Here is a 24,445-nt window from a genome sequence, read left to right as displayed (position 1 = left end):
AACGCGCTTCGCAAAAAGTTTTGCTCAAACAAATATAAGTCAGAGCATTTATAAACCCTGACTTATAATATCTAACAACGAGATAGTCTACTACTTTTTATCAAAATTTCAAGTGAATTTTTTATGACCAATTATTCCATTGCTGTAAAGCTTGTAACTTCACCCCAATCAGACTCTTCGGCGCCGATATCCTCATTTGCAAGGGCCTTGATTCTGAAGTAGTATGTGTTGCCAATTTCAGGTGTAAATTCAAGGTAGTTATTTATAATTCTGCCTTCTTCTACTGTTGGCTCGACGACACCACATCCGCTCTCAACTTTCTGAGTTAGCGCTTCGTCAAGATAAGTCTCAACCTGGTAACTTGTGAGTGCTTCGCTTGCAAGAGCATCCTTGAGGTCGATTTCAATTCTGTCTACAGTGTGAATATAAGGAATTCCTGGCTGATATGTAGCCTTTGGAGCAGTAAGTACACCGCACTTCTTATATCCGTTAAGGACAGCAACCTGTTTCTCATTATAATTAGCATCAAGCTCATAAAGGACTACTGCATAGTTTTCACCAAATGGCACGCAGTTAATGTTACCAACTCCACCATTTGCAGACTGTGAGCCAAGTACTACCGCACCATCGGCTACGGTTCCGTTTGAAACATCTGAATCGTTATAAACTTTGATAACATAGCTGTTATCTGATGAAGTGAAACTAAAATCACCATTTTCCTGTACTTCAAAATCTTTTACATTTCCACCAGATTCAAGCTTTGATACAGCAAATGCTGCAACTGCAACCACAGCGATAACTGCTACGATTATTGCAACTCTCTTGGCATTACTGTTTTTCTTAAGCTTTTCTGCAGACTCCTCAACTTCCTTAGGTTTTCTTACAAGCATAAAGATGCAAAGAGCAAAAAGTACTACAAATACTGCAATAAGTGCATAAAGTGCTTTCTGCCACCAAGGAAGGACAGCGACAACGATATCATTTGAAGAAATGCCATTCATTGCTGATGAATTTACAACTGCATAGCAGATACGATGACATGCTTCCCTTAAGTTAGACATTACATAAGCGTTATCTTTGTATTCATCAAGCTGGCTTGTACGACCATGATTGTCATACAGACCGTCATACATATCTGTGCCTGTACTAACTGCTCTTGGTGCATACATATAGCTTACACAGATAATTCCTTCATTGTCACTATCAGCATCAGTAATTGTGAATCCATCAAACCCAAACTCGCCTCTTACTACATTGTTGATGTATGAATGCATACCATTCCATGTAGTTCCGAGTCTGTTAAATCCTGTCATTATAGCCTTCGCATTTCCCATATCAGCTCTGAGAACCTTTGAGAATGCATTGAGATAAATCTCTCTTATAGCCTGCTCATTACTCCATGTACCAACACCTTCTCTGTGTGTCTCCTGGTCATTAAGGAAGCAGTGTTTTTCATAAACAATGATACCCTTTGACTGGATACCGATACACTCATTTGTTCCGATTGATCCGGCAATAAATGGATCTTCTGAATAATACTCATAGTTTCTTCCTGAATAAGGAGTACGATGTGTATTTATACCAAATCCATAAATACCTGAAATGTGAGAGTGTAATCCGTCTTCACCAATGAGTTCACCAACTCTTTTTACAAGTTCGTCATTGTATGTCTGTGCACGCATGCTGGCTGAAGGATAAGATGTTCCTTTACCACCGCCAACGAATGTTGTACCAAAACCAGTAGGTCCATTCTGATCTGATGTTGCAGGCTTTGAGATTGAGTTAACGGCTGCTGTTGTATGACCGCCTCTGATAAGAAGAGCTTTCATCTCCTCATAAGTCATCTGATCAAGAAGTTTGTCCCACATAGGATTATCATAAGCTTCGCCTTTTAAGGTAATGAGCTTAAGACCATAATTAGCTCCAAATACCGGCATCTTATATTCATCAGAATTAACTTCCTCAATTTCCGGGAAATAATCGCTCTGAACTTCCTCAAACATTTTGTCTGTCATGTTAAGAACAACAGATTCATGAGGATACGTTGCTACCCAATCATTTCTTGTAAGATATGTTATCTTCTGAGATTCATCATACTTATTGATATCAACATCATCAAACTGGTTTGTGATGTCTGCACCTGTAACAGCAGAGTGCGCAAATTTTTCTTTATCAAGATCAGCTACTGTGATTGTCTTTACAAGATCAGCATTTCCTTCTGCATCCATTCTCTGGTCTGTTGTCTCAGGTGAAAATCCCTTAGCAGCGAGAATGTTGTTAACAGCTTCGTGTGTTCCATTTGCAAGAGTAAAGTAGTATTCTCCGGCATCAAGAATGTATGTCTTGGCATTATTTGAATCGTAAGCAGCAAGTTCTTCTTTAGAAATTGTTATAGTAACTTTTTCACTCTGACCAGGCTCAAGTGATTCTGTCTTATCATATCCGCAAAGTTCAACAGATGCCTTCTCAACACCATTTTCTTTGTCATAGTCTGTATAAGGAGACTGGAAGTATACTTCAACTACTTCTTTACCTGCTACAGAACCTACGTTAGTAACATTAACGTTTACAGTAACATTGTTTTCATCTTCTGTTACTTCATAATCAGAATATTCAAAATCAGTATATGAAAGACCATAGCCAAATGGGAAGGCAACAATATCGTTATAAGCATACTGTCCAGGATTTCCTGTCTGCATTACATAATCTTCATATCTTGTCTCATAATATCTATATCCAATATAGATTCCTTCCTGATAAACCTGATAATTCATCTGGTTCATGAAAGCTTCAGGAATAGAACTTGATTTTACTTTTTCAAGGTAGTCTTTTCTGTAGTTTGCATACTGATGCTCACCAAAGTTCATCATTGCAGGGTTTTTAGTATTGTCATAGCAAATTGTATCTACAAGATGACCTGATGGATTGATATCACCTGTAAGAATTGCACCAAGAGAATCAATTCCGCATTCACCTGTTGTTGAGATTACAAGTACTGCATCTACGCCATAATCCTGAGTAAGGAAATCAACCTGAGGCATATTGGCTGCGTTGATTGTTACGATGATACCTTTCAATTTGCCTTCAGCTTTAAGATTCTTTAAGCCCTCAAGTACGCTCTTTTCATCGTCATTAAGTTTAAGGCCATTTCCATCCATGCCGCTTTCTGTGGCTGTGATTGCACCGAGATCAGACTGAGTAAGTGCATTGTCAAGTCCACTTGGGATATCATAGCCTTCGCCGGCAACTCTTGATACGTTGAAGATAGCAACATCATTGGCAATCATGCTGTCAAATGTGCTGTCTGACTCAAGTATAGACCAATTAACTTCATTTATAAGATAGTCAGCAGGGCTTGTGATAGAAGGGCCGCTTCTCTTAAAGTCTTTTCCTGCTCCTTCACTGTAAAACTTCCAAAGTGCACTGTTAGGTACAAGGCCTGCATGCTCCATAGAAGTATAGAATGTATACTCTCCTGTAGAAGCTGTACTACCTGACCCCGTTCCTGATGTCAAAAGATTCACAGTTGACTGGCTAAAAAGCCCTACCTTTGTCCCCTTCTGAATTGGAAGAAGTCCATCATTCATTACAAGGGCAATTCCTTCAGCCGTTACTTCTTTACAAAGTTCTTGTCCGGCTTTAACAAGGGCCGCATCATCATATACTTCACTTCCAGATGCAGTAAGCTGTGTGCTTCCGTCTGCATCCTTCTTTACAAATTCACTGGGGAAATAAACAACATTTTCCTCAACATCACTTTTGATAGTCTTGTATGGAACAACGCCTAATGCCCAGTTAATTACAGTACCATAGTGTATCGCAATCGGAGTACCTATGATGAAAACAAGCATAAGAATACCTGTTATAACTGTCAGGATTTTCCATATCAGTTTTTTCTTTTTCATTATTATTCTCCTTCTCCTATTATAATTCTTCCATCGCCTGCTGTAGTGACATTCCTGCTGCTATAGCTTCCTTACGCCTCTGATTGACTTCCTGGATTTCCTTCATTTTTTCCCCTGTAAGGATATAGCCTTTCATTGCTATTATTGTGGCAATCCACGCTACCATAGGTACTACGCAGAAAAGTATGATAACAACTACATTCATCCCTGATGAGTAGGGCGTATCTGCAGTTGGAAGAGACTTGATTCCTATCAGGCTTACAGCGATTCCGACTACTGTAGCTGACAGTGAGGAAACAAGCTTATCCACAAGGGAAAAGAGTGTTCCCATGATTCCAGGAATATATTTTCCCGATCTGTATGTTTCATAATCTGAGCAGTCTGCCACCATTGGGATAGGCATATCTGCTGTTGAATAATAGGCACCATATCCAACACCAAAGAACACAAGGAAAAGAACTGTGTAGATATTGATGCTGAGCTTTCCGTTTGAAATAAGTGAGAGGTTAACTCCCGGCACACCCTGCTTCCATGCAAGTAAAAGTGCAAGTACACCTACATAACAAACAAGTGCAAGTGATACATATCTAAGGAGTGACGCTCTCTGGCCTTTCTTCTGACTGGTTCTTACCGTGAGAACAAAGAAAGGAACTGAGAATACATAGCCAACAATCATCATAGGAAGGTAAAGTCCGTCATAGTTGCCCATCATAGAGCCGTAAAGCATGCACAGTACTGTTGTGTTTGTAGCAATCGAAAGAGCGAGTTTGCAGCCTGCGCCTGCGATCATAAGTCTCTTCATAGGGCTGTTGTTTTTGATGATCTCTACATATTCGGAAATCTTTACTTTCTCCTGCTTGCTTCCACCGATTCCGAAGTACTTCGGCTGGTCTTTTTCCCAGATACCGATAATGGCAAGGATTGTAAGTACGATTGAAACTATGATTCCAACTGGTGTTAAAACCTTGTAGAAATCAGCGCTTGAGTAATCCGCTACATTTGCTCTGATGATAGGAGCAAGGAACTGCATAACTCCCATTCCTGCAAGAGAACCTACAGTATTAAAAATTGTGAAAAGAGGTCTCTGGCCAGGATCAGATGTAAGAACTGTCTGACCGGCCCTTGTGCAAGAGGTCTGGAATGTATAACCGATAACCCAGATCGCATAGAGTCCTACAAAAGCTACATACCTAAGAGCCATCATTGTTTCAGGTATCTTAGGGGTGATGATATACATAGTGATAATGCTAAGTGCCATAATGACATTTCCGATCACCATGAAAGGTCTGAACTTACCGAATTTACCGTTTGTTCTGTCCATAAGTGCGCCGATAACAGGATCTGTAAAAGCATCAAACACTCTCATTCCTGTTACCATTACCGATGCAAATAAAACGCCAAGTCCAAGTACGTTGGATCCAAAGGTCGCAATATAAGCAAGGACTAAAACGTAATAAACATTGGTAGCTCCGTTGTTCAGAGGAAAAAGAACCAACTGATAGAGCTTTGCTCTGTTTATTCCGTCATTTTTTGTTACTGCTTCTGACATAACTTCTCTCCCATTTTATTTTGTCCAATTAGCACCCTTATCTCCTGATTCTTTCAATATATATTCAGGATTTGGTCTGCTTACTTTTCTAAAGACTGCTTTGTCGCGGCAAGCTCCGCTCACAGCCATAAATTCATTTTCTCCTGTCAAAGAAACCTTGAACTCAAATACATGCTGGCCATGCTTGGTCTCAAGCTTGTTTCCATCTTTGTAAAGAGTAACTTCGTTCTGATTTGAATAAACCTTTACAGTTATCTTGTTTGAGGTTCTGTCCCTAAATCTCTTGGATGTGATATGAACAAAAGGTTCTTTGCTCCACCATGCTTTGTAGATGTAGAAGCTGTCTTTCTTGGTCTTCCTGTCAAAAGTAATAAGTCCCTTGTGGTTCATACCCGGCTCACCGCCCTGATTTCTGGCATCAGCGGCAAAGTCAAACATGTTCCACACGTGTGTTGCCCACATAAATGGATTTCTTTCAAAGCATCTGAGCATGTACTCGTGATAATGGGCCTGATACTCCTCTGTGTGGTCGCCTCTTCTAGGTCTTTCTGAATGAAGGTTTGGCATTCCCTCACATCCATATTCCGAGTAACCAAGGCTTCTGTCCGGATAAACGAAGTGGAAAAATCTCATCCACAGGTCATTTAAGAAAAGTCCCGGAACATACCAGCCAAGATAAAGGTTCCAGCTTACAGTATCTGTGATATGCGCCACTTTATTGAATGGTCCGCAGACAGCATAACAGGCAAGTGTTGTAAATCTTGTCTTATCCATTTCATGACATAGATCGTTAAGCTCTCTGTGGTTATCCAGCATATCCTTTTTATCTTTTGTGGATATCGTTATCTCATTGGAAATACCCCAGCACACAATCGATGGATGGTTATAGTTCTGAATGATCAGTTCTTTCATCTGGCTGATGGTGTTGGCTCTTGCGTTTGGCATGTGCTCTGAAATATAAGGAATCTCAGCCCACACTACCATTCCTCTCTCATCGCAAAGATCATAGAATGTCTGGCTGTGCTGATAATGTGCAAGTCTGATGGTGTTGGCTCCAACCTCGCAGATAAGATCCATATCCTCTTTGTGCATCTCATCTGTGATTGCATTACCAAGGCCTTTCCTGTCCTGATGTCTGCTAACGCCGTGAAGAGTATATTTTCTACCGTTCAGATAAAAGCCTGTCTTGGGGTGATAATGGAAATCTCTGACACCAAAACGTGTCTCTACTTCATCAACCACATTTCCATCAACCAAAAGCTCTGCCTTTAATCTGTAAAGATATGGGTCATCGATTCCATCCCAGAGATGAACATCCTGAATGAGCATATCTGACCAGCCCTCATCCATAGATCTGTGAGACATCTCCTGACATACTTCATTTCCCTCTTTATCAAAAATCGTGACACGCACTTCCCCTGAATCAGTGTTGAGCCACATTTTTGTGGCTACCTTTGCTTTTTTATATCCTTCAATAGGAGTTGCTGTAACCTGAAGTCCCTTGCCTCCGAAGTAATCCAGGTCAAATCTCTTTTTATTAACTACTACGAGCTTTACATCTCTGTATATTCCGCCGTAGAAAGTGAAATCCGCCTTTTGTGGATAAACTTTATCGTTCGGTCTGTTATCCACTTTCACAAGAAGCTTGTTCTGTCCATCATTCAAAACTTCTGTGATATTCTTTCTGAATGTAGAATAACCACCTTCATGTCTGATTATTCTTTCATCATTTAAAAAGACGTCGCACTCTGAATTCACTCCGTCAAACTCCAGGTAAACGTCTTCGCTGTTTCTATCAAAGGAAGGACTTTCAAATTTCTTTTCATATGTTGCCAGTGTCCTTAGATAGTCATTTCCACCATCCTGACCGTCGATATTGTTCCAGGTATGCGGAATATTGACTACTACTTTTTCTTTTCCATCAATAGAAAAGTTCCATTCGTTGTTAATGTAGTGAATTTTTCTCATGCTAAATCTCCTTTATATGGTTAAATCTTACAAAATTGCAATATATGATTTCAATCATTGTGGAATAAACGACAGTTTTAACAGCATAATTTACAAGGCACAATCTAATGCTGTAAAATATACCTATGAAACAGTTCAGAGTTGCTATTGTAGAAGACGATACAGAGTATTCTTCATTCCTTGAAAGCTGCCTTAATAAATATGGGAGCGAAAAGGGATTTGATTTTAATGCAAAAATATATACCAAGGCCGAGAGCTTTTTAGATGATTACAAAAAGGCTTTCGACATTGTTTTTATGGACGTGGATTTGGGAAAAGGTTTCCTCAATGGTATGGAAGCCGCTAAAAAGCTGCGCCTTATTGACGATACAGCTCTTTTGTTCTTTGTTACAAACATGCCTCAATATGCGCCTGAAGGCTACGGCGTTGACGCACTTGACTACTGCCTAAAGCCCATCAGTTACAGTAACCTCTCTGTAAAGCTTGACAAGGCCATGCGCCTTTTAGAGGGCAGGACAGGCCAGCCCGTTAAGGTAAAAGACAAAAAAGGCACTCATATTCTCTCTTCCAATGACATTATGTATATAGAAGTAATGGGACACGATCTTATGTTTCACACTGTAGATGAGATAATTGATTCCTACGGCGGGTTGAGCGAAAGGGAAACAGAGCTTGCAAACTGCAATTTTGCCAGATGCAGTGCTTCCGTCCTTGTAAATCTCGCCTTTGTCAAAGGGCTTTACGGCGATGAGATCAAGGTCGGCAGAGATATGATCAAAATCGGTCGTTCCAAGAAAAAAGCTTTTTTGGAGCAGCTTAATCTGTACCTTGGAGGTTGAGTATTAAATGAATGGTTCTTGGATAAGCAGTTTTACATCTGTTGGTTATTACCTCGAGATACTCATTGCTGAGTTTCTATTCCTTCAGACCTTTGAAAAAAGAAATCTATTTATATTTAGATTTGCAGCTCTTTTGCTGATTTCTTTTCCACTTGTATTTCTTATAGATCTTGATAGTACAGATTCTACATTCATCAGATTTTTCATGCTTCTTTTAATCATCGGAGTATCCATAATCTTTTATCTTAGTAATTACAAGGGCAATACCTTTTCAGTCATTTCTTCCTGTATCAACGGTGTTGCCACGCAGCATATCGCCAATAAGTTTACTGTACTGATATCACTAATTCCTTTTGTAAAAAGAATAAATGCCATTTCTTTTATCTGTCCAATATTGTTAGAGATGCTTGTCTTTTCAGTGGTGTACCTGGTCGTATTCTTTTTGGTTGCTACGAATTTCCATTTTGAAAAGAACTCCATCAGGCTAAATGTTCTCTCTATCACGATCATCCTCACATGTATCGGAGTAAACAGACTGGTTGTAGACCACAGTTCTGACAACATCTACTACGAGCTTGCAGCTTGCATATACGCTATCATATGCTGTGCCCTTACCCTAGCCATGCAGCTTTATCTGTACAGATGGCAGGAAGAAAAATCAGAGTCCATGGTTATAAAAGGTCTTTTGTCTGCTTCTGAAAAGCAGTATGAACAGTGGAAAGCAATGGTTCAGTTTACTAACATCCAAACCCATGACCTAAAACATATGCTGGACAGAATCGAACGTCTGGCAGAAGAAAACAAGCTTGATGTGCCGGATCTTTCACCTATCAGAGATTCAATTGAAGGCTTCACTCCCCTGGTAAAAACAGGCAACGAAGTTCTTGATGTTCTTCTTAGAAATATGAGCACTCTCTGCAAACAGCAGAACATCCGCTTTAACTGCGTAAGCTACACAGATTCTCTCGGTGCCTATGACAGCATGTCCTTGTATTTTCTTTTTGCCAATGCAATAGATAATGCAAGAGCCGGCGCCGATTCTGTAACAGATCCCGACAAGCGCGTGATAGATGTCAGCCTTAAAAAGTTCGGCGATTCCGTCATCATTCATATTTGGAATTACTTTGAAGGGGAGATTGTTTTTGACGGCCAGCTCCCGGTCAGAGAAGACAGCGAAAACGGCCACGGCTTTGGCATAAAGAGTATAAAGATGCTCGTGGATAAATTCGAAGGTGCCATGAACACATACGCTGAAGAAAATGTATTTCATCTTAATATTATTCTGCCTATTTAACTTTTAAAACCGGGGCAATTAATGTACAATAATTCTATCTTTACTAGCACATTCTGTGCGGAAACGGGGATAAAATGGACAATATTAAGGCTGTAGTTTCTCTAGGACACGAAGCTCTCGGTGTAACAACCAATGAGCAGATGAATGCAACAAAGGTCACTGCCAAGGCGTTGGCGGATCTCATAGAAGCTGGTTATCAGCTCGTCATTACCCACAGTAACGGACCTCAGGTCAGCATGATCCACAAAGCAATGACTGAGCTCCACAGAATCTATATCGACTACACGGCAGCTCCCATGTGCGTGTGCAATGCCATGAGCCAGGGCTATGTAGGTTACGATATTCAGAACTCCCTAAAAACAGAACTTACAAGTCGCGGCATCTCAACACCTGTAAGCACACTCCTTACCCAAGTTACAGTAGATCCTTATGATGAGGCTTTTTACGCTCCTACCAAGGCAATCGGAAGAAACATGTCAAAAGAAGATGCTGACACCGAAATTAAAAAGGGTAATTTTGTAAAAGAAATACCGGGCAATGGATATCGCAGAATAATCGCAGCTCCAAAGCCTATAGATATAGTAGAGATTGACGCCATCAGAGCACTTGTTGATGCAGGTCAGGAAGTTATCGCCTGTGGCGGCGGCGGAATTCCTGTAATCGAGCAGGGCCACGTATTAAAAGGTGCTTCCGCTGTAATAGAAAAAGATGCTATTGCAGGTAAGCTTGCAGCAGATCTTAAATCAGACAAGCTCATTATCCTGACTTCTGTTCCATACGTTTACACAAACTTTGGAAAAGAGGATCAGCAGCCTATTCAAAAGATGAATATTGAAACAGCAAAGAAACACATTGAAGATGGAGAATTCGGTGAAGTCGACATGCTTCCCAAGATTGAGGCAGCTATCGAGTTCCTTGAAGCAAACCATGAAGGCGAAGTTCTTATCACTTCTCTTGACTCTGTTAAGGATGCGCTCAAAGGCAAAGCAGGAACACAGATCGTATTTGAATAATAACTCAGCATTACTAAAATAGCCCAGTGCACACGCACCGGGCTATTTCTTTATCACTTTTTACCTATCACTGGATTGGCTGCGAATCCTCTTTTGCTATGATAAATGTTGCAGACCCTGCAAAAACTGCTGCCCCAGCCAGAATTCCTACAATTGCAATTTTATGCTTTGCTACCATTCCTACAATACTTTTTATATCCACTCCCATATGCTTCCTCCCAAAAGCAGTTCTACTTATATGCTCTAATGTTGTCGAATTTTACTTTTGTTCCAACACCAAACACTCCCCAGTCTGATCCCTGCGCCATATACATCCTTGTTGTGAAAGCCATTTTCTCATTGACATACATGCAGACAACACCATCTGAAACCAGCATAGAGACATCAAGCTGATCCGATCCTGAAATATCGAAATCGACATAGGACTGTGCCTTTCTCTCCATGATGTTTTCGCCGTTGTAAAACTCAATTCTGTTTGTTGCCCCATTAAATATGATGTTCAGTCTCCCCACATTTTCATCATTGGTGTTGAAGCAAAAACCAAACATGCCGTCCTTATCGAATTCCTTTATGGTTGTCTTTATGAGATAACTCCCCAGAAGGTCCTTGAACCCTGCCATCTCATACTGATCTCCTGCAAAAGAGATACTGCCCTCTTCAACAGATGTAGTTTCTGTCATTTTTAATGGCTCTACTGCCAGTTCATTAGAAAAGAGCTCTTCGACTTTTGGATTTAATACAGGAAAAAGGCTGCCATCTTCATTCTGTCTCAAAAGATGTGTGACCATATTTCCGCCCCAGTCATAGTCCTCTGAGTCTGTGTGCTTCTTTTTGGTTCCATTCCAGCCTACGACATAGAGATTATCCCCATCTGTCTCCATTCGGCCGGCGTAAAATCCATTACAGTCAAAAATATCCTGATCCGGAATTGTAAATGGTCCATCGATACTGTCCGCTATTCTGTAATGTACCAGCCTGTCAGGCCACTGATCAGAAAATGCCAGATACCATTTCCCCTTATATGTAAGAAGTGATGGACATTCCAGATTCGAATCCGTCCCCATGTCATTTTCAAAGAACACGCCGGCATCTTCCCAGCTCTTTAGATCATCTGATGTGAACCTGGCTATAACTCCTATGTTGTCCTTTCTTGTGGCTACCAGCATGTTATAAAGGCCATCTGATTCTACATAGTATACGTAAGGGTCTCTGAAATCGTTTTGTGCATAATTATCACCGGCATACAGCGTATCCTCTGGAATTTTTTCCCAATTCTCCATGTCTGAACTTACGGCGTGCATGACCGCTTCTTTTGGCTCAAACATATCATTATGTCCAGTATAAAAAGCATGGTACTGACCATCCTTCCCCTTAATAACTGATCCGGTACCAAGCGCTATATCCTGATCTTCAACAGATTCCCCATAATTTATGACAACTCCTTTGTCTTCATAAGAAGAGAAATCTGTAGTCTTTATAAGTCCCCAGGGGTGATAGCCCTGTTTACCATCCCTTTGATCAGCCAGATAGAATACATTGTATGTCCCATCGTCATAAAAAGGCATTGTATCACCTACAAGGCCCTCCACCGATGCAGGAAAAATCACATGATCTTCTATGCTCTCCCCCAGGTAGTTTTCTTCCTTAGTTTCCACAGTATCCACTACTTCTTCATTCGTTTTTTCTGCCCCACATCCAACACTTGCCACAGCGAGAATGCCAACCAATACCAAAGCATTTAACCGTTGCATAATTCCTCCTTTGGTGCTTTTGCACTATCTTTTGACAGATTCAATATAGCATTATGTTTCATTTGTATCAACACAAAAGTGCATATGCCTCACATTTTCGTATAATACTACATTTTTTCTGTTTTATTTTTTGTTTAATATGCACACTTGTTTCTCCAAGAATGTTGCATTTGACACATTCATGTAGCTAAGATATGATATTTTAAGGTCCGACTTTATTTGATTGGGGATACATTATGAGTAAAAGAGTTACTTTACAAGAAATAGCAGATGCTCTCGGAATGTCCAGAAATACTATATCCAGAGCACTTAACAATTCCGGAAGCGTATCCATTGAGACCAGAAACAAGATATGTCAGATGGCAACAGCAATGGGATACAAACAGTTCAATTTGGTTGACACAGCTGTCAACCCTTCCACGTCACTGCCTGCCGCAAATAGCAGAAAAACAGAGATTGCACTGCTTACACATGCTTTTCCCGGAGCTTCGCACTCAGGAAACAAGCTCCTTGAAGCATTTCAAAACAGGATCGATTCTTTGGGGTACAAGCTTTCAATTAATATAATCAAGGATACTGACATTGATAACTTAACCCTTCCTACCAATATAAATCCTGATAATATTGCGGGTATTTTCTGTATAGAAATGTTTTCTGACAAGTACAGTAAATTCCTGTGTGATCTAAATATTCCTATTCTTTTTGTAGACACACCTCTTGTGCAAAAAATATCACTAAATGCAGACACACTCTACATGGAGAATATCACAAGCGTTTATCGCCTCGTAGACTCTTTTATCCAGGAAGGAAAAAAGAACATTTCTTTTGTAGGCGACAGATTTCACTGTCAGTCTTTTTACGAAAGATGGCAGGCATATGTTTCAGCAATGACTGACAACGGTATTAGTATCGAAACCGGCAACAGTATTTTGGAGGATGACTCCATGCCTTACCGTGACATTGACTGGCTTGCTGATAAGGTCAGAGCTTTAAATAAAAGGCCGGAGGTTTTCTTTTGTGCCAACGATTTCCTTGCCATATGCACAATTAAAGCCCTTAGAAAACTAGGCTTAAATGTACCTGATGATGTATTGGTATGTGGCTTTGACAATGCACCTGAGGCAACAATTATTGATCCGGGTTTAACAACAGTAAAAATACACAGCAGTTCAATGGGATATATTGCCGCAGATATTTTACTTTCACGAATTGCCAATCCGCATACTCCATATAAAAAGACCTATATAGAAACCGACATAATCCTTCGTGAGTCCACAGGCTCAGTGCACATCTCTGTCTGAATCAAACATTAGCTCAATCATCTGTTAATAGAATGTTAACTTGTAAGGATGCCCCCGGTGTGCATATAATAACTTCATGGGTTTAGTAGTTTATATTGAAGATTGGAGTAGTTATGACAAATAATAAAGACGACGAATTTGATTTCAGAGAAGTCAAAGAAGGTGAAGAATCTGAAGTTGTAGATACTACAAATGATTCAACTGCCTCTGACAATAAATCAGATAATACATCAAATAATAATGAAGAAAAACCTGAATACGAAGATGTCTGCTTTGTATGCAGACGACCTGAAAGCAAGGCCGGCAAGATGTTCCATCTTCCAAACAACATCTGCATCTGCAACGACTGCATGCAGAAAACCATGGATACCGTAAGCCAGTTTGATTATCAGAATCTTCTGAACAATCCAAATCTCATGAATGAACTCAACAAGAATCAGAATGGATTCCCTGGATTTGGATTTTTTAGCATGGACAACAACAACTTTAATATGGGCGGCATACCAAACTCTCAGAAGATTAAGAAAAAAAGTGAAGGCAAGGTAAAACCTGCTTTTGACATCAAGAACATTCCTGCACCGCACAAGATCAAAGCTAAACTTGATGAGTATGTGATTGGTCAGGATCAGGCCAAAAAGGTTATGTCTGTAGCTGTTTACAACCACTACAAGAGAGTTGCCACAGACACAATGGATGACATTGAAATTGAGAAGTCAAACATTCTTTTACTGGGACCAACAGGAAGTGGAAAGACTTACCTTGTAAAAACTCTTGCCAAGCTCCTTGATGTACCGCTTGCAATTGCTGATGCCACATCACTTACAGAGGCCGGATACATCGGCGATGATATCGAGAGTGTTGTAAGTAAGCTTCTTGCCGCAGCAGGCAATGATGTAGAAAAGACTGAACATGGAATTATATTTATTGACGAAATAGATAAAATTGCCAAGAAAAAGAACACCACATCCAGAGATGTAAGCGGTGAATCAGTTCAGCAGGGAATGCTCAAACTCCTTGAAGGCTCTAACGTTGAAGTACCTGTAGGAGCCGGCAGCAAGAATGCAATGGTTCCTCTTACCACAGTAAACACCAGAAATATACTGTTTATCTGCGGCGGTGCTTTCCCTGATCTTGAAGAAATCATTACTCAGAGACTTAATAAGCAGACATCAATTGGTTTTGATGCTGATCTTAAGGATAAATATGAAGATGACCCTAACATTCTTTCTAATGTTACAGTCGAAGACCTTAAGAAATTCGGAATGATTCCTGAATTCCTTGGAAGACTTCCTATCATCTGTACACTTCAGGCTCTTACAAAGGATATGCTCATCCAGATATTAAAAGAGCCTAAAAATGCGATACTTAAACAGTATCAGAAACTCCTTGCACTGGACGAAGTTGATCTTCAGTTCGACGACAGCGCGCTGGAAGCTATCGCAGAAAAAGCGCTTGAAAAGGATACCGGAGCCAGGGCTCTGCGTGCGATCATCGAAGAGTTCATGCTTGATATTATGTATGAGATTCCAAAGGATGAGAACATTGGACGCGTAACCATCACAAGAGACTATATTGATGGTAAAGCCTCTCCTCTCATCGAGATACGCGGTGATTCCATCCAACCAAAGCTCCCTGTATTCAACACCGACCAAGCTACATCAATATAAAGACATAAAAAAAGAATGTCGCTTGCGACATTCTCGCGCCGAGCGCGGTTGCATTTATGCAACATCTTCCAATCGCGCGAGTGCGCATCCTTAGCGGAGCGATTTTTTATAACATAGGAAGCAATTTCCTATGTTATAAAAAGATGCTGTGAAAAATGATTTCTCATTTTTCACAGCATCTTTTTTATTATCATTAGTGTCCGCCGCCCTGCTGCTGGCTGTTTCCACCATTCTGTCCATTCTTATCGTTTGGAAGTGCGGGCTGCTGCTGACCATTGTACTGGTTTTCACCTGATCCTGCTGCGTTAGAATCTGTACTGCTTGATGTGCTGGCAGCTTCGCCAAGTGTTACATCAAGAGTTACTTCTGCGTAGCCTGAATCGCTCTGTCTCATTACAGTGATTGAAACAGTTGTGCCCTTAGCGTAGTACTCAAGTCTGCTCTGAAGATCATCCATTGATGTGATTTCTTCTCCATCAAATGCAATGATAACATCACCGCTCTTAATACCTGCATCGGCTGCTCCGCCGCCTTCATATACATCGTGAACAAGTACTCCAAGAGGAATACCATATACTTCATGGATTTCTGAAGGAACGCTTACACCTGAGATTCCGATGTATCCTCTGTCTTCCTCAGATACCTTGCGCTTTGTCTCTTCGTTCATGAGCTTGTCGATGATAGGCTTTGCTACTGAAATAGGAATAGCATATCCCATACCTTCTACTGTATCGCCGCCAATCTTGTTGGAGTTGATACCGATAACTTCGCCCTGAATGTTCAAAAGAGCTCCACCTGAGTTACCTGGGTTGATAGCTGCATCTGTCTGAATAAATGTATGTGTTACGCCCTCTTCAGTTTCAACTTCTCTGTTGATAGCTGAAATAACACCTGTTGTAACTGACTGACCATAACCAAGTGCGTTACCGATTGCTATTGCAGGTTCGCCAAGTGTAAGTGAGTCGCTATCTCCAAGAGTTGCAACCTTGATTGAATCAAGTGTATCTGATGAAACCTCATCGATTGATACAGCAATTACTGCAAGGTCCATGTCTGAATCAGATCCCTTAACAACTGCTTCAACTGAACTATCATCATTAAAGATAACTTCGAGCGAATCAGCACCTTCTACTACATGGTAGTTAGTTGCGATCAAAAGCTCTGTATCATTCTCACCTACAATAATACCACTACCTGAAGCTGTAGCTTCCTGTGTCTGTGTGTAGCCAAAGTAACTTGCTGATGCTGTGTAGTTATTGTGGATAATTACCATTGCAGGCATTACCTCTTCAACTACCTCTGTGACATCTGTTACAACAACTGAAGTTGCTGCACTGGTTGTTGTAGTCTCAACCTTCTTCTCTGTCGACTGCTCTGTTTCTGTGCTCTCTGAGCTTTCTGCAGTTTGTGTCTCTTCCTCTTTTGTCTGATCCTTAGTTACTTCCTGAGACTTTTCGCTTGATGCTAAAAGTGAAATATGTCTTGAATATGCATAATATCCCGCACCAACGCCGCCAACTACCAAAGCAAGGATTAAAACTGCTGCAATAACAATTGCTGCTGTGTTTTTCTTTTTGGGTGGCTTAGGTGGTTCAGGTGTACTTCCAAAATTATTACCACTATACTGATATGTACCATATGTCTGCTGACCATTTCCATATCCGTATGAATTCTGACCGCCATATGAATTTTGATTATTTACATAATTATTATTTACATATCCATTTGAAGAAGTACTTTGTTGCCCGTATCCAGATCCATAACTGTAAGATCCATAAGAATTGTTCTGTCCGTTTTTCTCATCTTCAAACATCTCTACTACCTTCTTCCTTTCTTTTTATGAAATTCAGTATAGTTTTATTCTGTGACGAAATTGTGTTCAATTTATAATATAAAAATAATATTTTTTTATAATTAAGCAATACTTATGAAAAGAAATTTCACTTTATAATAAGAAAATTCTCACATTCATTGCATTTACAGCATTGCATGTGAGAATTATTCTCAATAGTCTTCTTCTAGTACTTGAATTTCCATATAGTCAAATGGTACTTCTTCAATAAAAGCATCTTTAGTAAATCTGCACTTGGCATGAATCTGAAAATCTCTAACTATCGGCTTAAGCCAGATTGGCTTTGAAAGGTCCATTTCATAACATGCCTTCTCTATTGAATTCATAACTTTATGTGTTCTGCTGTCCGCAGTATCATCGCATACAACAATGTCTTTGATCAGATGATTATCATCTATAAGTTTAACCCACAATCGAAACATCAGTGAATACCCCGCTGTCCTTAAGCCCTTTCAGAAAAGCCTCCCTGGAACGATTAATTATCAGTTCCTGCGGAAAATCTATGCTCTCGAGCATATTTACAGCTTTATCCATACGACCTATCTCGATAGAAATATGTGCATCAGTGTTTATACAGATGCTGACACCAAGCTCTGCGCATCTCTCAGCAATATTTCTGCAAAGCTCTTTGTGATGTCCCTCAAAAGAAAAACTGTGTTCATTGATCTCTATTGGCTTATGGAGTTCTTTGGCCCTTAAAAGAACTTCATCCAGTTCAAACGGAACTCCCGCTCTTCCAATATGTCCAATAAAGAACACCTTAGGATTCTCAAGAGCATTTATGTACATCTGTGTGTTCCTTGCGATAGACTCACCAATCGTGTGTCTCTTGGCATGAACACTTGCAATGACATAATCGCATCTGTCAAATACCATCTTCTGTAAATTCTGAGGTGGATCGTATGTATCACCTATAGTTGATTTCAATACCTCAATATCGTGACCAAATAAATGACCATCCATGTCAACGATATCTGCTTCACAACCCCTTAAAAGTGTAACCCCCTGCCAATTTCTTGGCCACATATTGGTACAAAAGAGATACTGATAATTCTTAACCTCTTTGTAATCCCCAAACAGCATATCACTGAAGTGATCTGTGCTGCCCAAGAGCGTCATACCCGCTTCCTTCGCTGCTCGTACATTTTCTTCAATAGTTGAATAAGCATGTCTTGAATAAAATGTATGAGTATGTGTGTCACACTCAATTTTGTACATTATAAAACCTCATTTAAATCTTTAGTCGTCGTATCCATTTGGATTCTGACTCTGCCATCTCCAGGAATCAGCGCACATTTCCTTGATTCCGTTCTGAGCCTTCCATCCAAGTTCTTTTTCTGCCTTGTCAGCATTGGAGTAGCATGTAGCTATGTCGCCTGCACGTCTCTCCTTGATAACATAAGGAATCTTAACTCCTGTAGCAGCTTCAAAGTTCTTTACAATGTCAAGAACGCTGTAGCCCACACCTGTTCCAAGGTTGTAGATGTTAAGTCCGCTGCCCGGTTCAAGCTTCTTAAGGGCCTTAACATGTCCGAGAGCAAGGTCTACAACATGGATATAGTCGCGGACGCCTGTTCCGTCCGGAGTATCATAGTCATCACCAAATACGTTGAGCTGTGGAAGCTTTCCAACGGCAACCTGTGTGATATATGGCATCAGGTTGTTAGGAATTCCGTTAGGATTCTCTCCGATTGTTCCGCTCTTATGTGCTCCGATAGGATTGAAGTATCTAAGAAGAACAACGTTCCACTCTGGATCTGCCTTCTGAATATCTGTAAGAACCTGCTCAAGCATTGACTTTGTCCAACCATAAGGGTTTGTGCATGTTCCCTTAGGACACTCTTCAGTGATCGGAATAAATGCAGGATTGCCATATACTGTTGCCGATGAAGAGAAGATGATGTTCTTGCAGCCATGCTTTCTCATAACATCTACAAGTGTAAGAGTTCCTGTTATGTTGTTGTCATAGTACTCCCATGGCTTCTGAACAGATTCTCCAACAGCCTTAAGACCTGCGAAATGAATTACGCTGTCGATCTTCTCACTTGAAAAGATTTTCTCAAGTCCTTCTCTGTCTCGTATATCTGCCTCGTAAAATGGTACTTTCTTACCTGTTAGTGCTTCTATTCTTCCAATTACTTTTTTACTGGAGTTAGCAAGGTTATCCATAACTACTACATCGTAGCCTGCGTTCTGAAGTTCTACTACTGTATGTGATCCAATATAACCTGCTCCACCTGTTACAAGAATTGCCATAATCCACCTCTTTCTATAAAGTGATGGATATTTTTGTGCGATCATTTTGAGGACGCTTGCGCTCCATGTGCTTCGTAGCAGTACTAATGTCCTAAAGAACAGGACATAAGTACTGACGAGCACAAAGGCTCTCAAAATTGCTCCCACAAAAAATCCATCTTAATTTATTAAAACTGCTTTGTTCTCTCTATATATTATGGTCAGCCTTGTTTCTTTTCAACTTTCTATTGTTAAATCAAGCTGTCATTTTGTTAACTATTCTTATTTATAGTTCTATGCCACACTTCTTGCAGAGCTCTCTTGCGGACTCTACTGAGTCAATTCCTTCTTTGTTTTTGATAGGTGCAAACTCGTACTCTCTTACTACTTCGTATGGAAGACAGCTGTCGAGTTCGTGGATCATATCAAGAACGAGCTGCTCGAACTTGCATCCGTTTGGCTTCTCAGGCTTTACAAGATTAGCATTCTCATCGATGTATGGAATCTTCTTCTCAACTACGTGAAGAGGAAGTGTCTTTTTAGCAATCTCATTAAGTGCCTTCTCGTTAAAGAGATAGTTAAGGATTACTCCGTAGTTGTATGCAGGATCACCATTCTCATCCTTGGCGTCCATCATTTCCTGTGAAAGCTCATAGTACTCAACAATTGATGGCTTGCCATCTTCAAGGCACATAACTCCAACCTTCTCATCAGGAGCATTCTTTCTAACAACCTTTGCACCACAGTCAACTGCTGCATTAACTGTAGCACCTACGAAGCAAGGATCTGCTATTCTCTGAAGAACGTTGTCTACTGCAAAGATATCGATCCATTCGATGCCCTCTTCTAAAATAAGGTCACGAAGACCAGCCTTGAGCATTGATGAATACCAGCCTGCATTTCCGTTAGGTGATGTGGAGATTCTGTTCTTGCCCTCCATATAAACCTTTCCCTCATAGTCAGAAGCAGGTGCCATGTCCTGTTTAAAGAATGTAACCTTTTCCTCAGGATATCCGAAATAGTTGTGTTCCTTAAGGAAGTTTATTGTTGCGTCATTGTTCTTTTCACTTGTCATGATAAAGAGTCTTAAGTATGTTCCACCGGCCTGCTTAACTGTATCAAGAAGGTTCTCGATAATTCTCTGGAAAATGTAAACATGCTTGGTAAGTCCGATATCATACATACCCTTTGGATTGTCAGAGCCAAGTCTTGTTCCCATTCCGCCTGCAAGGAGACAAGCTGCTACTTTTCCGGCTTTGATAGTCTCAACACCAATCTTTGTGAACTCTTCTTTTCTCTTTTCAATCTCAGAGATCTGCATTGCTGCCAGAGGAGCAAATTCTCCTCGTCCCTCGCTCTTACCAAGGTTCTTGCAATTCTCAAGCACAGCAAAATCAGTCTCATCAATCTGCTGTAAAAGCTCCTGCTTCTCAGTCTCGCTGAGTTCATCGTAGTATTTAAGAACATGTTCCTGACCGAACTGTTCAAGTTTCTTTTTAGCTTCTTCGAAATTCATTAACGTTTCCCTCATCTTTCAAATTATAAAAACTCCAAGGAACATTTTAAGTGATTAGCAGACTTTTTACAAGGTGACAAAAAAGGCATACATACCACGTATTAAATGTGATATGTATGCCTAAAATATTAACGCTTAAATATTCGATAATTATCAGCCTGCTGTAGTTGAAGCAGCTGCAGCATCTGCTGCCGGTGCAGGAGCCGGTGTTCCCGGTGTCCAGCCTGCAGGATCAACTAAGATTCCGTTCTTATCAAATGTACAGTTTACGTTATCAAGTGGTACTGTAACAGATGTGAGCATCTTACCTGTGTTGCCATCGAAGAATCTCCAGCCTTCTGCTGTCTGTACCCAACCAAGTGTCATATGTCCATCTGTTGGCTCAAGATAGTATGTTCCGTCTGAAATCTTTGCAAGTCCTGTTACCATCTTACCGTCAGCTCCAAAGTAATAGGACTGTCCATCTATAACATTCCATCCTGTAACCATCTTGCCATCGGCTCCGAAGTAGTATCTGCTTGCTACATCTCCTGACCAACCGGTCTGCATTACTCCGTCATCACCAAACAGGTAATTGGCTCCCTCTACTGTCTGAAGTCCGGCAAGTGCGGTATGTGTCTCAGGATTGAAATAGAATCTCTGTCCCTGCTCGTTGGAGTACCAACCGCTTATAGCAATACCGTCTGCTCCAAACATGTACTTACCTGTTTCAAGTGCATGCATTCCTGTCAGCATCACACCATTTCCGTCAAAGAGATAAAGATTCTTTCCAACCTGTGTAAGTCCGACGTGCATTGCATAATTATCATCAAAGAAATGGATTCCGTCTTCCAGCTGAACAAATCCCTTCTGACAAATTCCATCTGCATTTGCATAGTACACACCGGCTTCTCCAAGGTTAAGGAGACCTGTGCATCTTACGCCATTTGCGTCAAAGTAAAAACGTGATCCGTCGATATCATTAAATCCTACAGCCGCAAGGCCGCCCTCAGTTGGTTTAAAATAGTAGATACCGCTTTCGTCCTGGAACCACCCGGTCTGAACAAATCCGTTTTCATCTGTGTGATATCTTCCATTTGCAAGATTAAGCCATCCGTACTGCTTGCGGTAGTTGCTGTAGTAATATACATGTCCGCCCCAGCTGTTAAAGCCTTCTCCGATTATTCTTGAGAAGTAGTCAACATAAAGGTGGTTAACGTCTACTCTTGTAGGAATTCCTGAATATGAACCATGACTGCTTGATTGCCACATTGCATATTCACCTGCATAATCGCAGGTAGAATTGTACTGTGCAATCCATTTTGCAGAAGCTACATTTGGCATCCTGTTGAGAAACCAGTTTCTGCTTGAATAAACCATTGTCTCATATCCGTTGGCATTCAGGATACCACAGAATGTATCGGCGATAGCCTGAAGCTGCGCTGAATTCAAGTTTTTCTGACAGGCATCTTCAATATCGATTGCTACCGGGAATGTTACTGTATATGGTGCAATCCATGCCAAAACCTGGTTTGCTTCTGCGGCTGCTGCCTCAGGTGTTGTTGCATAAGAATAAATATAGACGCCTGTTCGTACACCTGCTGCATTAGCTCCATTTATATTGTTAGCAAACTGCTCATCTAGTCCTTTTTTGGTTGTGCCCACTCTGATCATGGCAAATCTGATACCCGCTGCCCTGACCTGCTGCCAGTTGATTCCTCCCTGATATTTAGAAACATCAATACCAACTGCCACTTCCGGGCCGGATGCTCCTGCTGCAGCTGTGATTCCAAAAGCAGGAACAAAAGATAGGAAAGCTATTACCGCTACTAGCAATCCCATAGAAAAAAAGATTTTTCTAGCTCTTTTCATTTAAATTAAACTCCCCTTCAACAATATTTTACAAAACTCTTAACATTTTAATTATAAAGGAAAAGCCACCTTGGAGCAACCTCCAAAGTGGCTTCTATTGTCAATCTGCTATACCCTATACATATAGATCTTCTGCTGCACTAAACTCGAAGTAACCTCGTTAAGTGCACAGAAGTGGTGCGTACTAGACTCGATAATACCTCGTCAAGTACTTTACACAAACGGGTTCTCTGTTGGGTAAGGAAGTGATGCTGGCTGGTTGTAACCGATTGTCTCAGCACCAACATACTTGAATACTTCGTAAAGAGCCTTTCCAAAGTGACCAAATGCAACAGCACCATGGTGAGGGAAGTTCTGCTGAATGAGTACATGTCTGTAGAATCTGCCCATCTCAGGAATAGCGAATACACCGATTCCACCGAATGACTGTGTAGCAACAGGAAGAACTTCACCCTGAGCAACATATGCGCGAAGGTGGTTGTCTGATGTGCTCTGCAGTCTGTAGAATGTGATATCACCAGGAATGATATCTCCTTCAAGTGTTCCCTGTGTAACTTCTTCAGGAAGGTTTCTAGCCATGATTCTCTGGAACTTCATCTCACAGCTTGAAAGCTTGCTTGTGCATGTGTTTCCGCAGTGGAAGCCCATGAATGTATCTGTGTGCTTGTAATCAAACTTGCCCTTGATAGACTGCTCATACATGTCAGCAGGAACAGAGTTGTTGATATCAAGAAGTGTAACAGCGTCGTTACTGATGCATGTTCCGATGAACTCACTGATTGCGCCGTAGATATCTACTTCACAAGATACAGGAATTCCGCGACCTGTAAGTCTTGAGTTTACATAGCAAGGAACGAATCCAAACTGTGTCTGGAATGCAGGCCAGCACTTACCAGCGATACATACATATTTCTTGCCGCCTCTGTGCTCTTCGATCCAGTCAAGAAGTGTAATCTCATACTGAGCAAGCTTCTCAAGAATTTCAGGCTTCTTGTTGCCTGCACCAAGGTCTTTTTCCATATCAGCCTTAACTTCTGCGATCCTAGAATCTCCGGCATGCTTGTTGAAGCTCTCGAAGAGGTCAAGCTCTGAGTTTTCTTCAATCTCTGCACCCATGTTGTAGATCTGCTGAATAGGAGCGTTACAAGCAAGGAAGTTCATAGGACGAGGTCCAAAGCTGATAACCTTGAGGTCTCTAAGTCCAACGATTGCTCTTGCGATCGGAACGAACTCGTTGATCATCTTTGCACACTCATCAGCTGTTCCAACAGGATACTCTGGAATGTATGCCTTTACTCCACGAAGGTGAAGGTTGTAGCTTGCGTTGAGCATACCGCAGTATGCATCTCCTCTGCCATCAATAAGATCTCCCTGTGACTCTTCTGCAGCTGCACAGAACATTACAGGTCCATCAAACTTCTCAGCAAGAAGTGTCTCTGAAATTTCAGGTCCGAAGTTTCCAAGATATACGCAAAGAGCGTTACATCCTGCTTTCTTAACATCTTCAAGAGCCTCAAGTGTCTGAACTTCGCTCTCGATGATGCATACAGGACACTCATAAACGTCCTTATCCCCAAATGCTTTCTTGTAGGCCTCAGCCAAAGCCTTTCTTCTGTTTACAGCAAGTGATGCCGGGAAGCAGTCACGGCTTACTGCAACAAGTCCAATTTTTACTTCTGGAATGTTAATCATAAAAATCCCCTT

At 40.9% G+C, this 24,445-nt stretch carries 17 protein-coding genes; 5 read left to right on the top strand and 12 right to left on the bottom strand.

Annotated features, from left to right (window positions below):
- Positions 1 to 131: 131 nt before the first annotated feature.
- The 3 genes from BM146_RS05480 to BM146_RS05470 are packed head-to-tail and all read right to left on the bottom strand — an operon-like array spanning position 132 to position 7,422.
- Complete coding sequence (locus BM146_RS05480; protein ID WP_022772420.1) at positions 132 to 3,905, bottom strand: glycoside hydrolase family 3 N-terminal domain-containing protein; 3,774 nt, start codon at positions 3,903 to 3,905, stop codon at positions 132 to 134.
- A 19-nt stretch (positions 3,906 to 3,924) separates the two neighbouring features.
- Positions 3,925 to 5,454: an MFS transporter gene (locus BM146_RS05475; RefSeq protein WP_074885512.1), complete on the bottom strand. Its 1,530-nt coding sequence runs from the start codon at positions 5,452 to 5,454 to the stop codon at positions 3,925 to 3,927.
- 15 nt (positions 5,455 to 5,469) lie between these two features.
- Positions 5,470 to 7,422 (bottom strand): glycoside hydrolase family 2 protein, encoded by a 1,953-nt coding sequence (locus tag BM146_RS05470; protein ID WP_074885509.1) that lies wholly within the window; start codon positions 7,420 to 7,422, stop codon positions 5,470 to 5,472.
- A 125-nt stretch (positions 7,423 to 7,547) separates the two neighbouring features.
- On the opposite strand from BM146_RS05470, the gene BM146_RS05465 reads away from it, so the two are divergent.
- The 3 genes from BM146_RS05465 (at position 7,548) to arcC (ending at position 10,568) form a co-directional block, all read left to right on the top strand.
- Positions 7,548 to 8,261: a LytR/AlgR family response regulator transcription factor gene (locus BM146_RS05465; RefSeq protein ID WP_022772424.1), complete on the top strand. Its 714-nt coding sequence runs from the start codon at positions 7,548 to 7,550 to the stop codon at positions 8,259 to 8,261.
- 7 nt (positions 8,262 to 8,268) lie between these two features.
- Entirely contained in the window at positions 8,269 to 9,555 is a 1,287-nt protein-coding gene (locus tag BM146_RS05460; RefSeq protein WP_074885504.1) for an ATP-binding protein, read from the top strand.
- Between the two features lie 74 nt (positions 9,556 to 9,629).
- Complete coding sequence (gene arcC / locus BM146_RS05455; RefSeq protein ID WP_074885501.1) at positions 9,630 to 10,568, top strand: carbamate kinase; 939 nt, start codon at positions 9,630 to 9,632, stop codon at positions 10,566 to 10,568.
- Between the two features lie 67 nt (positions 10,569 to 10,635).
- Here the strand turns inward: arcC and BM146_RS19375 are convergent, their stop codons facing one another.
- Both BM146_RS19375 and BM146_RS05450 read right to left on the bottom strand, forming a co-directional pair.
- Positions 10,636 to 10,776 (bottom strand): hypothetical protein, encoded by a 141-nt coding sequence (locus tag BM146_RS19375; RefSeq protein ID WP_177201598.1) that lies wholly within the window; start codon positions 10,774 to 10,776, stop codon positions 10,636 to 10,638.
- A 22-nt stretch (positions 10,777 to 10,798) separates the two neighbouring features.
- Complete coding sequence (locus tag BM146_RS05450; protein ID WP_074885499.1) at positions 10,799 to 12,319, bottom strand: glycoside hydrolase family 32 protein; 1,521 nt, start codon at positions 12,317 to 12,319, stop codon at positions 10,799 to 10,801.
- A 236-nt stretch (positions 12,320 to 12,555) separates the two neighbouring features.
- Here BM146_RS05450 and BM146_RS05445 point away from each other — a divergent pair, with 236 nt between their 5' ends.
- Positions 12,556 to 13,620, top strand: a complete 1,065-nt coding sequence (locus BM146_RS05445; protein ID WP_074885498.1) for a LacI family DNA-binding transcriptional regulator — start codon at positions 12,556 to 12,558, stop codon at positions 13,618 to 13,620.
- Between the two features lie 113 nt (positions 13,621 to 13,733).
- Positions 13,734 to 15,287, top strand: a complete 1,554-nt coding sequence (gene clpX / locus BM146_RS05440; RefSeq protein WP_074885496.1) for an ATP-dependent Clp protease ATP-binding subunit ClpX — start codon at positions 13,734 to 13,736, stop codon at positions 15,285 to 15,287.
- Between the two features lie 193 nt (positions 15,288 to 15,480).
- Here clpX and BM146_RS05435 read toward each other — a convergent pair whose 3' ends face one another.
- The 7 genes from BM146_RS05435 to BM146_RS05405 all read right to left on the bottom strand — a co-directional run bounded on the left by BM146_RS05435 (position 15,481) and on the right by BM146_RS05405 (position 24,433).
- Entirely contained in the window at positions 15,481 to 17,100 is a 1,620-nt protein-coding gene (locus BM146_RS05435; RefSeq protein ID WP_074885494.1) for a S1C family serine protease, read from the bottom strand.
- 191 nt (positions 17,101 to 17,291) lie between these two features.
- Positions 17,292 to 17,561 carry a hypothetical protein gene (locus BM146_RS05430; protein ID WP_074885491.1) on the bottom strand — a complete coding sequence of 90 codons (270 nt, stop codon included), beginning with the start codon at positions 17,559 to 17,561 and terminating at the stop codon, positions 17,292 to 17,294.
- Positions 17,542 to 18,357 (bottom strand): phosphatase, encoded by an 816-nt coding sequence (locus BM146_RS05425; protein WP_074885490.1) that lies wholly within the window; start codon positions 18,355 to 18,357, stop codon positions 17,542 to 17,544. Before BM146_RS05425 ends, BM146_RS05430 begins: the two co-directional genes overlap by 20 nt.
- A 21-nt stretch (positions 18,358 to 18,378) precedes the next feature.
- The gene (gene galE, locus BM146_RS05420) at positions 18,379 to 19,395 is read right to left on the bottom strand and encodes a UDP-glucose 4-epimerase GalE (RefSeq protein WP_022772438.1); all 1,017 of its coding nucleotides are present in this window, start codon (positions 19,393 to 19,395) and stop codon (positions 18,379 to 18,381) included.
- A gap of 265 nt (positions 19,396 to 19,660) precedes the next feature.
- The gene (locus BM146_RS05415) at positions 19,661 to 20,890 is read right to left on the bottom strand and encodes a UTP--glucose-1-phosphate uridylyltransferase (protein ID WP_074885487.1); all 1,230 of its coding nucleotides are present in this window, start codon (positions 20,888 to 20,890) and stop codon (positions 19,661 to 19,663) included.
- Between the two features lie 153 nt (positions 20,891 to 21,043).
- Complete coding sequence (locus tag BM146_RS05410; RefSeq protein ID WP_074885484.1) at positions 21,044 to 22,741, bottom strand: GH25 family lysozyme; 1,698 nt, start codon at positions 22,739 to 22,741, stop codon at positions 21,044 to 21,046.
- 213 nt (positions 22,742 to 22,954) lie between these two features.
- Positions 22,955 to 24,433, bottom strand: a complete 1,479-nt coding sequence (locus BM146_RS05405) for an L-fucose/L-arabinose isomerase family protein (protein WP_074885479.1) — start codon at positions 24,431 to 24,433, stop codon at positions 22,955 to 22,957.
- Positions 24,434 to 24,445 lie beyond the last annotated feature (12 nt).

The organism is Butyrivibrio proteoclasticus, assembly GCF_900115735.1.
Taxonomy (GTDB): domain Bacteria; phylum Bacillota; class Clostridia; order Lachnospirales; family Lachnospiraceae; genus Butyrivibrio; species Butyrivibrio proteoclasticus_B.
Note: the sequence above shows the minus strand (reverse complement) of the source record. Positions and strands in the feature narration are given on the sequence as shown.